General features: G+C 55.9%; 10 protein-coding genes and 2 pseudogenes. 6 read left to right on the top strand and 6 right to left on the bottom strand.

Translation table 11 applies throughout. The features are described from left to right. Positions 1-110: 110 nt before the first annotated feature. From LU671_RS15095 to LU671_RS15075, 5 genes are all read right to left on the bottom strand, one after another. Positions 111-1,031 (bottom strand): FecR domain-containing protein, encoded by a 921-nt coding sequence (locus tag LU671_RS15095; RefSeq protein ID WP_269806738.1) that lies wholly within the window; start codon positions 1,029-1,031, stop codon positions 111-113. After that, positions 1,028-1,543 (bottom strand): sigma-70 family RNA polymerase sigma factor, encoded by a 516-nt coding sequence (locus LU671_RS15090; protein WP_050704877.1) that lies wholly within the window; start codon positions 1,541-1,543, stop codon positions 1,028-1,030. Before LU671_RS15090 ends, LU671_RS15095 begins: the two co-directional genes overlap by 4 nt. A gap of 176 nt (positions 1,544-1,719) precedes the next feature. Next, on the bottom strand, positions 1,720-2,760 hold the full coding sequence (locus LU671_RS15085) for an alpha/beta hydrolase family protein (protein ID WP_232856065.1): 1,041 nt from the start codon (positions 2,758-2,760) through the stop codon (positions 1,720-1,722). A gap of 85 nt (positions 2,761-2,845) precedes the next feature. Then, positions 2,846-3,421 carry a hypothetical protein gene (locus tag LU671_RS15080; protein WP_110738503.1) on the bottom strand — a complete coding sequence of 192 codons (576 nt, stop codon included), beginning with the start codon at positions 3,419-3,421 and terminating at the stop codon, positions 2,846-2,848. A gap of 99 nt (positions 3,422-3,520) precedes the next feature. Beyond that, positions 3,521-4,333 (bottom strand): aminoglycoside phosphotransferase family protein, encoded by an 813-nt coding sequence (locus tag LU671_RS15075; protein WP_232856064.1) that lies wholly within the window; start codon positions 4,331-4,333, stop codon positions 3,521-3,523. Between the two features lie 272 nt (positions 4,334-4,605). On the opposite strand from LU671_RS15075, the pseudogene LU671_RS15070 reads away from it, so the two are divergent. Beyond that, positions 4,606-4,810, top strand: a pseudogene (locus LU671_RS15070) (DUF3077 domain-containing protein). 173 nt (positions 4,811-4,983) lie between these two features. On the opposite strand, the gene LU671_RS15065 reads toward LU671_RS15070, so the two are convergent. Continuing rightward, positions 4,984-5,715: a hypothetical protein gene (locus LU671_RS15065; RefSeq protein WP_203647434.1), complete on the bottom strand. Its 732-nt coding sequence runs from the start codon at positions 5,713-5,715 to the stop codon at positions 4,984-4,986. Positions 5,716-6,609: 894 nt separating this feature from the next. Between LU671_RS15065 and LU671_RS15060 the strand changes: the two genes are divergently transcribed. The 5 genes and pseudogenes from LU671_RS15060 to LU671_RS15040 all read left to right on the top strand — a co-directional run. After that, positions 6,610-7,911 (top strand): hypothetical protein, encoded by a 1,302-nt coding sequence (locus LU671_RS15060; RefSeq protein ID WP_232856063.1) that lies wholly within the window; start codon positions 6,610-6,612, stop codon positions 7,909-7,911. Between the two features lie 98 nt (positions 7,912-8,009). Further along, the gene (locus tag LU671_RS15055) at positions 8,010-8,738 is read left to right on the top strand and encodes a hypothetical protein (protein ID WP_232856062.1); all 729 of its coding nucleotides are present in this window, start codon (positions 8,010-8,012) and stop codon (positions 8,736-8,738) included. Between the two features lie 10 nt (positions 8,739-8,748). Continuing rightward, a complete protein-coding gene (locus tag LU671_RS15050) occupies positions 8,749-9,609 on the top strand; it encodes a DUF4238 domain-containing protein (protein ID WP_232856061.1) in 861 nt (286 codons plus the stop codon). A gap of 596 nt (positions 9,610-10,205) precedes the next feature. Then, positions 10,206-10,457, top strand: a complete 252-nt coding sequence (gene tnpB / locus LU671_RS15045) for an IS66 family insertion sequence element accessory protein TnpB (RefSeq protein ID WP_232856060.1) — start codon at positions 10,206-10,208, stop codon at positions 10,455-10,457. An 18-nt stretch (positions 10,458-10,475) separates the two neighbouring features. Next, a pseudogene (locus LU671_RS15040) lies at positions 10,476-10,731 on the top strand (transposase domain-containing protein); the annotation flags it as partial. Positions 10,732-10,738: the final 7 nt, after the last annotated feature.

Genomic DNA, 10,738 nt, shown 5'->3' with positions numbered 1-10,738 from the left:
CGCGATGAGGGCGTCAAGGCCGCCATCGCATCGCGGGGCAAGCCCGCTCCCACGCCTCGAATCCTCCTACGAAATGTATTTCAAGGGAGGGCCAATGAAATGCAGTCGCCCTACCCCACCCCAAGCGGCTCCAGCCGCACCCAATAGCGCGTCACGCGCCGCGCCCGAACCGGCAACGCGTCTTCCAGGCTGGCCAAGGCAACATCGGTGTCATCAAGATTGAACGCACCCGACAGGCGCAATCCGGCAACCTCCCCCGCACACCCGAGATAACCAGGCCGATAGCGCGCCAGCTCACGGACCACATCGTCCAGGCGCCAATCAACGCTGACCAGCATGCCCTGCGCCCATGCCTGGCCGCCGGGGGCCAGGGGACGCAGCGGCCCGACACCGTCGGCGCCGAAGCTCAGCCCATACCCGGCATCGATACGCACCACTTGCGACGCTTGCGCTGGCCGCACTTCCACGGCATGGGCAGCCACCGCCACGTGGCTCGTACCCGCGTCCTGACGCACGCTGAAGCGGGTGCCGAGGGCACGGATCACACCTTCGGCGGTGCGCACGCTGAGCGGACGCGGGTCCTTGGCGGTCTCCACCAGGATCTCGCCTTGGCGCAGGTGGATCAGCCGCTGGCCAGCGTCGAAGCGGATATCGACGTGGCTGTTGGTATTGAGGTCCAGGCGCGTGCCATCGGCCAGGGTCACTCGGCGCCGCTCGCCGGTCCGGGTCGAGTAATCGGTGCTCCACGGCGAGCGCCGGTAACCCTGCCAACCCACCACACCGGCACCGAGCAACAGCACCAGGGCCTTCACGGCATGGCGCCGATCCCGTCGGGCGATTTCCAGGGTCTGCGCGGCGCCACTGGGCACGTTGCCCAGGCGGCCTTGCAGCTCCTCCAGCCGCGCCCAGGCGGCGGCATGGCGAGGGTCGGCGGCGCGCCAGGCTTGCCAGGAGGCGCGGGTGGCGGCGTCGACGTTGCTGTCGTGCAAGCGCACGTACCAGTCCACGGCCTCGGCAAGAATGGCCTTCATGCACCCTCGACCAGCAGGCAATGCATCAGCCCGCGAGCGAGGTGCTTGCGCACGGTGCTCACCGAAACGCCGAGGCGTTCGGCGGCCTTTTCGTAGCTCAATCCGTCCAGCTGCACGGCAAGGAAGATCGCCCGGGTGCGCGGGCCGAGGCCGTCGAGCATCCGGTCGATGGCCATCAGGGTATCGAGGATGGCGGCGTGGGTTTCGGCGGAAGGTGCGTAGTTCTCCGGCTGCAGCGCCAGGGCTTCGAGGTAGGCGGTTTCCAGGCTGCGGCGGCGATAGAGGTCGATGACCAGGCCCCGGGCGATGGTGGCCAGGTAGTGACGGGGCTGGTTGAGGGTGCCGGCGGTGCGCGCCAGCAGCACGCGGATGAAGGTGTCCTGGGCCAGGTCGGCGGCATCGGCGGAGCTGTTCAGGCGTTGGCGCAGCCAGCCGTGGAGCCAGGTGCTGTGCTCGCGGTAGAGTGTTTCCAGGCCGCAGTGGACAGTGCCGGCGGGAACAACGGTGGACATCACGCCCTCCCCCAAAAGATTACCAGGTGCGAATAAGAATTTGTCGCAAGTGTACTGAGTGAGGACGGGATTGGGAATGGTGGCAGGTACGCTCACATTGCTGGATAGCCGTTCATGAACGGATCGATTGCCTGCATCAGCTGCGCAACCATTGATCCGCCCATGATGGATCGTCGTCAGTTATGAAACGACTGCGCCAGAAACTCGGTGATCTGCAAGGCAATCTGCTGCTGGATCAGCGCCCGTGGCCGAGCGTTATCGCCATCCCGGCAAATGATGCCATCACCGGGCGCGTCCTCTTCCAGCAACGCCAATGCGCCGGGTTTGCACATGGACAAGAAGCTGAAGTGGCTGGCGTCCTCGATCTCGACATAACGACTCGTCGCCTGAGGCAAGCGTTTGGCCAGGTCGGCGGACTCCAACTGTGCCGGAAGGTCTTCGGAGGGCGCGCCCGCCGCGATTACCAACGTCGGTACCGGCAATGCCGCCAGGCTGTCATTGGTCATGCCCCGTGACAGGCCCAGATCCAGGGTCACGATGGCGGTGACACGCTTGTCACGCAGATCGTCGTCCAATCGGGCTTTCGATGCCGGGCTGCGGCCGGGGTTGATCTGTTTGTATACGTTGCAACTGGCCAGCTGCGGATGGGCGACGCAGTCCTGGGCAAAGCGCTCGGCGTCGAACCGGGCACCGGCGATTTCCAAGGCTGTCCAGCCGCCCAACGAATGACCTGCCACCGCGATCTTGCCCACCGCCACCGCGCCGAACTTTGCCGGCTGAGCCATCACCGCATCGATGGCCCGTTGCAGGTCGATGGGACGCTGCCACAACTGTGCCGCGGCTTCAGGGTCGCGATCGCGGGTGGTGGTGCCGGGATGGTTGACCGCCGCCACGATGTAACCCTGCTGAACCAGCGCGCTGGCCAGCCAAGACTGGTTTCCCCAGTTGCCGCGGTAGCCGTGGGACAACACCACCATGGGGTGCGCGCCTTTGGCCGGAGGCGCATCGCGCACGGCAGGATCGCCGAGGAACACAGGTGTATCACCGATCAATTGCGGTGTGGCGGTGGTTGTAGCCGGGTACCAGACCGCCAGCTCCAGCGGGCGGTTATTTTGCTTGTCCGCCAGGGTAGCGGTGCGGAAACCGATGGGTGTTTCGCCGGCAAACGCCGGTAGGCTGAAACAGATGGAGAGCAAGAAGCCGAGCACTGTTTTCATTGTTTTTATCTTCCTTGATGGGATCAGCGCCAGCTGGGCGCGATCGGGTGCGTGGGGACGTATCGCCCCCTCACGCTGCTCTCGATCAGAACAGCCCGCCCAAGGTCAACGTCAAGCCGCCACCAGCCTGCACCCCGATGTTGAACCCGGCGGAGAAGATCACACCCTTGGCCGAGCGCAGAAGACGCGGCAGGGTGTCCTGTGGCAGGAGCGCACCGCCCGCCCCCACTGCGGCGGTGCTCAGGATCAGCAACTTGGGGTCCAGGCCGAACAAGACGCCCGACCCGCTGCCACCACCGACCAGGCCCAGCCCGCCTTCGAGGAACACGCATCCACCTTTGAAATCGTCGCGGACCAGGCCACGGCCAGCGACCGAGTCTGCCACCAGCACCGTACCGATCGCCGGGAAGTCTTCGTTCGCGCCCACCGCGCCGACGCTCTTGCCGCGTACCAGCAAGTTGATCTTGCCCACTCGCGGCAGGCGCGCGCCGGCGCCCACGCCGACCCCGAGCGAGCCGTAGCGAAACTGCTGTTCGGCCTTGTCGGGATCGGTCAGGGTGAGCAGACCACCGCTGGCGGCGGCGAACATCACCGTCAGCCCGCCACCGCTGGCCGTCTTGTATTTCCAGTCGCTGACACTCAAGGGTAATGTGACTTGCATGTGAACCTCCTTGTATTGGCAATACCATCCGGCGCTGGCGAATCCGTATGCCCGGACCGCCAGCAGCATAGCAACTCGTTTATTTTGTGAGGCACCGGCTCAATCAGAAATCTGGACGCCGCAGTCGAGCGCCGAAGCTGCCAGCTTGGACATCTCAAGCCTGCTGTCCGGCTCGATACCGTCCTCGATCATCCAGGTCGCCGACAACCCTGCCCATGCCAGCACCCATTGCAAAAGCCTGCGCCGATCAATACTGGCAGCGCCCGAGATGATCGCTATCCGACGTGCAAAGACCCCCGGTGCCAGCGCGCTTGCATCGTCGGGGTTGCAGAGGATGTTGGCGTAATCGAAGCCTCGCTCGCCGTACAAACCCTTGGGATCGATGGCGAGCCATCCAGCTGGCCCGAAATCCAGCACGTTGCCGTGATGGATATCGCCGTGCAGCACCACCACCTCCTGCGGCTCGGCCAAAAGCGCCCTCGCCGCCCTGGCACTGTGTTCCAGCACCCCACCGTGAGTCGCCGCCGCACTCCACAACGCTTCGAACCATTGCGCCAGCGGAACCAGCGCAGGCATTGGCTCAGCGCGTGGGGCGTGTAGGCGGGCTACCACCGCGCAGAGGATGCGCGTGGCCTCGTCATCCCGGCCATCGGCAACCATCTGCGCCAAGGATGCCGAGCCTTGCGCCCGCGTCATCAACAACGCCTCGCCATCGTGAGCCAGCACCGGGGCCGCACCATCACCGCCCCACCAGGCCATGAGCTGGTTGCCGGCCTGCTCTTCGGGTGATTGCGCGATTTTCAGCATGGCGGGTGTATCGCCCTGGCGAACCGGGAGAAGATGGCCGTTCAACGAAACGAACGCGTCCCCGTCGAGGGTCAGCCCCCATCGTTTCAGGTAGTGGTCAAACATGGTTTCATTACTCGCGATTCACTTGTGAACGGGGCTCGATGAGCCGGTGAACATCCATCGATGCCGTTCATTCGGAAATGACTATCCTGACGCGACGATTATTCGAGTACCAGCAGATGGACCGCAAGGCATGTGTTGCCTGGTCGGGCCCTTTCGCGGGTAAACCCGCTCCCACAGGATCACCTGTGCCTTGGAGCCAGCGCTGTACCTGTGGGAGCGGGTTTACCCGCGAAGAGGCCCGCACAGGCACCGACCATCTCAGGGAGAGAATCATGATTACAGACGACACCCCCACCACCGTCGGCAAGACCAAGTTCTACCAGGGCGAAGGCCAGACCGACCCGCTGTTCTGTATCGAACCCGGCATCCCCTGCCAGCACGCCCGCGACCAGGCCGCGGAACTGATGGGCGGCGTACTACCTGAGCGCGTTGGCCAAGGCGCTGATGGATGATGCGGAACTGGGCATGAGCCACTGAAGCGGGAGAGGACTTGGGCTTACCTTGCCACAGGTAAGCCCTCTGGAGCAAAGCAGCGAACTGGCAACAACGAATGGATGCAATCAAGCGTTGATGGCACGCCAGAAAAGTTACCATTTCAAAATAAAAGAGCCGCGCAGTGCACGGCTCTTTTATTATAGCTGACCGCCCTTTTAAAGTGATTGCAGAGAAATACTGGCGCTCGTAGAGTCTTGTTGACTATCAGCGTCCATCCAGACCCACTGCGTGCCGTCGCCTTGCAAGTTATTGCTGACACTTTGAATCTGAGTTGCAACGATGGTGACAGCGCCTTTTTCCGAAGCAGTAGGCCCAATATTGGTGACTTGACCAGACAGCAGGCCATTGGAGGTTTCATTAACAACAAATACAGTAGCAGCCGCCTCCCGGAACTGGCACGAGATAAACTGAGTAATTTTGCTAACGATGGTCAGGTTCATCCACTTTGACGGAGGCACTGCATAATAGCGGTTATATTTATTGAACGGATACTGCTCACCATTCGCCTGCAGCTGGTTATTGTTCAGCCCGCTTGTATTGGTCGGCATGCTGGTACTGCCCAGCCACAGCTCGACCTGTGCGATGCCACTGTTACTGGGCAGCGAAACCGAGATGGTCTGGGTATCGGTACCCGAAACAAAACCCAGCGAAGCCAAGCCGGCATTGGCAGTGGTACCTGGAACAGTAATGCCTGCAGGGGGTTGGCTATTGCTCCATACCACATTGACAGTGGCATTGTTGTCACTACCTGCAGAGTTATAGATGAAAATCCCGTAAATCTGGCCAGGGCGCAACGTCGTGCAGGTAGCCGTATCACCCGGAGTCAAAGTAATCCGTTGGCCACCGTTCCAGTTTATTTGTGAGGCTGCGATAGCGAAGCTTTCCATGGGATAGTCCTTTAGTAGATGCAGCATGATAGACGCGCGTACGTCCCTAACATCCGTTGCGCGACTACGAGCTTAGCCATCACAAAAAAATGTGCTACGGAGGGCTTAGAATCATTGGGAATTAGTGAGTAGTGGCTAAAAGCTATTCACCCCTCAATTAAAACTTAAGTAACACTCATACTAAAGTAAGCACTGGAATAGCACTTTCTACAACAGGCTGATATCCATTACTTTTCAGCGTCTGCTGAAAACATTCGGTCATTTGGCTTTCACGATAGAAATGTATGCGATAGCGGTTGATCGCTTTATTCGAACTATCGTCCAGCCATTGCTACTGTACGAGATCCCGGGAACGCCAATCGCGCGCCCGGGGCAATCCGATCGGCACGATGGGCCAATGCTTCCGCCATGGGTTGTCTGGTCTGGCGCGTTCGCGGAGCCAGTCCGCTCCCAGGAGGGTGATGCTTGCAACGCTGTTCACCTTCGAACCGGCCAGCACCTGATCGCCGCTCAAACCGGACGAATCCCGTCATGCTTGGTAAACTGGCGGCCATTCGCTCTTTCCATCGCCAGCCAGCGCCCCGCCGTCTGGCTTCGCTGAGTTCGTGTCCCAGACTCTCAAGCCGCCACACCCGCAACCCTGAGCCCAGAGCCATCCCGCCGCTTCTCCGTGACGCCGATGATGGATTGGGCATAATCTTCCTCAGCCCCAGAGAATACGCCGCCTTCAGATGGTACTACTTCATCCGGTACCAAATCTGTACCAAGCAAAGCTAGTGCGTGGTTTTTCTATCTTCAAATTCAATGCTTCTGATGGCAATCTGCCCTTTAGAGCTGACCCGCACGTCATGACCCTGCGCGAAGCTCTACAACTCCTTCCAGCATGAGGTGGTGATGAGCAGCTTTTCAATAGAGAGTATTTCAAAAGACATCCACTCTCCGAAAACAAGAAAGTACTTCGAAGAAGTGGTTTCATCATATCAAAACGAAAATTACCGATCTGCAGTAGTTATGCTTTGGTCGGTAGCAGTATGCGACATAGTTTACAAACTTCAGCATCTCGTAGACATCTATAACGACAACATCGCCAGGCTAATCCTTGAGGAAATGAACGCGACTCAAGAAGCTCAACCAACATCATCAACCTGGGAAATCACTTTATTTGAAGAAGTCTTCAGAAGAACAGAGCTACTAGATGCACCCGAAATCGAAAACCTAAGAACCTTGCAGAAGCAACGACATCTTTCTGCACACCCAATTCTTAACAGGGATAGAGAACTGCACTCGCCCAACAAAGACACCACAAGAGCCTTGTTGCGAAACACCCTAGAGGGGCTACTAATAAAACCCCCTTTCTACACCAGCAAAATAATCAATGAGCTCCTAACCGATCTATCAGAAGCCGCTGAAGCGCTCAATACTCGGGAGAAGGTCAATCAATATATTGACAGCAGGTACCTTCGCCGCTTGAAGCCTGACGCCCAAATAGCTTTATTTCGAACCTTTTGGAAATTCACATTCAAACTAGAAAACGAGGACTGCAAAAAAAATAGGAAGCTCCACCTGCATGTTCTTGAATGCATAAGCTCACGTCAAATTGCACATATCCCCGCAACAATTCAAGATGACCCCGAGTTTTATGGAAACATTGCCTCTAACGGCTTACCCTTAACTTATATAGCTTTCTATCTAGCCAAAAACCCTGAGCTCTATCAATATCTTTCAGAAGCCGCCAGACTAAAAATCTCTCACCACATAGAGAACGACGCAAATAGTAGAATTCTAGGGTGGTTCATTCAAGACAATCTGGAAGCGCACTTCAACGACCTTTTGGCTTGGATCACCAGTGATGAGTACCCGACGATTGACTCAGAGCTTTGGTCTGTAATACTTACCTTTGAAGACTCTTTAGAGTGGCACAGGAGCTGCTGCAAACTCATGGGAGCTTATTATGGCGTTAGCAGAAGCTACAACACGGCAGACTCTAGATTCCAAAGTTCCATTCAGCCCAACCTCAAAACATTCGACATCGAAGCACTTAATTTTTTACTGCAGCAAATCAAAGCAAACAATCAAACATATCACCGAGGTCGAGCCGAAGCTGATCACACTAAAATCGTGGAGCGAATCACCGAGATAGATCCAACATTTGACTATGGCGAGCACCCACACTTCCTACGCCTGAACGAAGATTGATAATCCAGCACTTCCCCATGCACGATAGCCACTAGGACATCGACCGCAAGGATCACTACAAGTGCTGAACAGTAAATACCATACAGAGAGAGCGATTAATGATTACCGCAGAAATCATGCTTAGCAGAATCGTGGGATTTATCGTAGCGAAATCTCTATCAGCCCTTGGAAAACTATCGCCAAACGACAGAAAAAAAGCGTGTCGCTCACTTACTAAACTGTATTACTGCCTGCAGGCGCTTGAGGATGTGACGGAGTCTATACTGGATTGCGCAAAGGATTACCGCACAACCAAAACAGGTGTAGCATTCACCGTAGTAAATGCGCTCAACAACCACCGACAGGACGTCGAGCTTGCTAGCAACATGTTTATCGATTTGAGTCACGAACTGCGCGGGGGACTGCAAATCATTGATCCCGCCCTGGCGACTTGTTGTGACGCACTATATGCTAGCAAGTTCGACTTCCTTAGAGAAATGTCAGAAAGTATTACTTGGGACCGAACAATAAGCGAAACCAAAATGATTATAAAAATGCCAAAAAGAACCACAACCGAGGCCATATTAAACGAAAAATACAAAGAAGCCATCCTCGCACTTCGCGAAGGAGAAACTTACTACTGGCCTGATATCTGGATTGAAAGTGATGATCCGCATCCAACGGTGCTAACATGGGAGGACAATGATACAGCCGAAAAATTTATGGAAAATCTTACCCAGCATCGAGACAAACTTTCTGACGCAAAGCAAAAACTGCGGGAACTTCTTAGAACAAGATTCAACATAGAAGAGCTGCTTTTTCAGTCCGACTCCCACCCTTACCGGTAAGGATTTCCCGATGACTACAGTCAGACAACACTATGTCCCACAAGGATTTCTAAAAGGATTTGCATCCCAGGAAAACACCCCTTTCGTATGGGTATATGACAAGCGTGACGGTCGAAAACCACAAGAAAAGTCCGTAAAATCACAAGCCTATGAAGACTATTACTACTCGCAAGAAACTTCTTCTGGCGAACGGGATATCGACTCAATCGAAAAACTGTTAGCTCACACGGTGGACAATGACATTCCTCCGCTTATTAAGAGCATTCAACCAAGACCAGGCCACCCTATAACAATCAGCCCCAACGACAAAGCTAAGCTAGCGTTCTTCATTGCACTCGGCCTCACGAGAGTCCCTAGCTTTCGAAACGGCATTAACGATATATTTACGCGGGTAGCACAATTCGCATTATCAGAAGTCGCCAACAACGATGGCGAGTTCTCTGAGATAATTAGCAAATACGGAATCTCGGCCAAAGCGAAAGATTGGGTATCACTTAGACCAATGGTTCAGATGGCCGAAATGATCGGAAATAGCCTACTCAAAAAAAATTGGCAATTTTACATTGCCTCAGAAAATGTGTCGTTCATGACTTCAGACAACCCAATAGTCATAGCTGGAAGTCAAGGGATGGGGCCGGCACATCCACACTCAGAACTAATGCTGAGTTTAAGAAAAGACTTAGCATTGGTATGTACGCCCCTCGGGACAAAGAATATTGAGGTCTTCAAGCAGAGCGCTAGTGAAACCAGACGATTCAACCGTGGAATTGTACAAGCTGCCAGGTATAAAGTTTTTGCCGATCATTACTCCACCACAACGGACGCGTTCGTAAAAAAGTATCGCAGCGCACATCAGCATCTGAAAGTCTAAGGAGTCATCAACTTCTAAGCGCACTAGTTTTCTGTAACTGCTAAGGTATGCCGCCACTGCTGGACTGCCCAGCTGGCGGTCGAAACTGCGCCCTGAACGACTTACCTGAGCACAAAAAATCCCCGCACCTTTCGATATAGAAGCCTACCATCTGCTCGAGGCCATCCACCTGCTCCGGCTCTTCAAACGGCATGCAGAAGGTTTAAACCGACAAACACCGATTGTGCTGGAGTATTGACGAGAAAATGCGCTCAAGCCCCATACGCAAAGGGCTTGGGCGCTTTTCTGTACCTGCCGGTGAAGAATCCAAAGGGCATAGAGTGGCATGGAATGGCGCTCAGTTTGCCCATTTGCCCCATGATCTGGACTGCCGTTCTACCGGACTCGCCATAGCTGATCGATCGTAAGCGCTCCATGAACCCCACATTCAAAGCGCTTACCTGATCCCCGATGCTGTGCTCCCGATTTCTTTCTGGAGCTCGCCGACAATGATGCGACCCGACGCCAAAGTCGAAAAAGTGTACCTCTACCCCAAGCCCGTCGACTTTTGAAAATCCATCGATGGCCTGGCCGCGCTGGTCGAACTCGATATCAAGGTGGCGGTGTTCGACCCGGTGCTTTTCGTTTTCCTCAACAAGCCGCGCAACCGCGTGAAGATCCTGTATTGGGAGCGCAACGGCTTCTGCCTCTGGCTCAAACGCTTGGAGTCCGAACGTTTCAAAACCTCGCCCGATGTCACTGACGAAGCCATTGTCCTGACCGTCCAGGAACTGAACTGGCTACTCGATGGCTTCGACCTCTGGCGTAACCGTCCGCATCAGGTTTTGACCCCTCGTTTCGTCGCCTGATTCGGTATAATCCGCGGCATGATTTCCATGCCCGAAACCCTCCCTGACGATCCTGTTCTACTCAAGCAACTGCTTGAGCAGATGATCAACGAGCGCGCGTCCGACAGGCAAGATCGTTCATCTCGAAGAGGAAGTTGCGCTGTTGCGCCAGCGCCTGTTCGGGCGCAAGACCGAGCAGACAAGCGATGCGGCGACGCCCCAATTGCCGCTCTTCGACGAAGCGAAAAGCCTGCCACAGGCGTCCTCAGTGGAAGACTACGAAGCGCTGTTGCCATGGAACT

This window comes from Pseudomonas sp. NMI760_13 (assembly GCF_021283245.1).
GTDB lineage: Bacteria > Pseudomonadota > Gammaproteobacteria > Pseudomonadales > Pseudomonadaceae > Aquipseudomonas > Aquipseudomonas peradeniyensis.
Note: the sequence above shows the minus strand (reverse complement) of the source record. Positions and strands in the feature narration are given on the sequence as shown.

What these genes read in the sequence shown, in the direction of transcription:
- LU671_RS15095 (WP_269806738.1), bottom strand. Translation starts at nt 1,031, where the DNA reads ATGAAGGCCATTCTTGCCGAGGCCGTGGACTGGTACGTGCGCTTGCAC.
- LU671_RS15090 (WP_050704877.1), bottom strand. Translation starts at nt 1,543, where the DNA reads ATGTCCACCGTTGTTCCCGCCGGCACTGTCCACTGCGGCCTGGAAACA.
- LU671_RS15085 (WP_232856065.1), bottom strand. Translation starts at nt 2,760, where the DNA reads ATGAAAACAGTGCTCGGCTTCTTGCTCTCCATCTGTTTCAGCCTACCG.
- LU671_RS15080 (WP_110738503.1), bottom strand. Translation starts at nt 3,421, where the DNA reads ATGCAAGTCACATTACCCTTGAGTGTCAGCGACTGGAAATACAAGACG.
- LU671_RS15075 (WP_232856064.1), bottom strand. Translation starts at nt 4,333, where the DNA reads ATGTTTGACCACTACCTGAAACGATGGGGGCTGACCCTCGACGGGGAC.
- LU671_RS15065 (WP_203647434.1), bottom strand. Translation starts at nt 5,715, where the DNA reads ATGGAAAGCTTCGCTATCGCAGCCTCACAAATAAACTGGAACGGTGGC.
- LU671_RS15060 (WP_232856063.1), top strand. Translation starts at nt 6,610, where the DNA reads ATGAGCAGCTTTTCAATAGAGAGTATTTCAAAAGACATCCACTCTCCG.
- LU671_RS15055 (WP_232856062.1), top strand. Translation starts at nt 8,010, where the DNA reads ATGATTACCGCAGAAATCATGCTTAGCAGAATCGTGGGATTTATCGTA.
- LU671_RS15050 (WP_232856061.1), top strand. Translation starts at nt 8,749, where the DNA reads ATGACTACAGTCAGACAACACTATGTCCCACAAGGATTTCTAAAAGGA.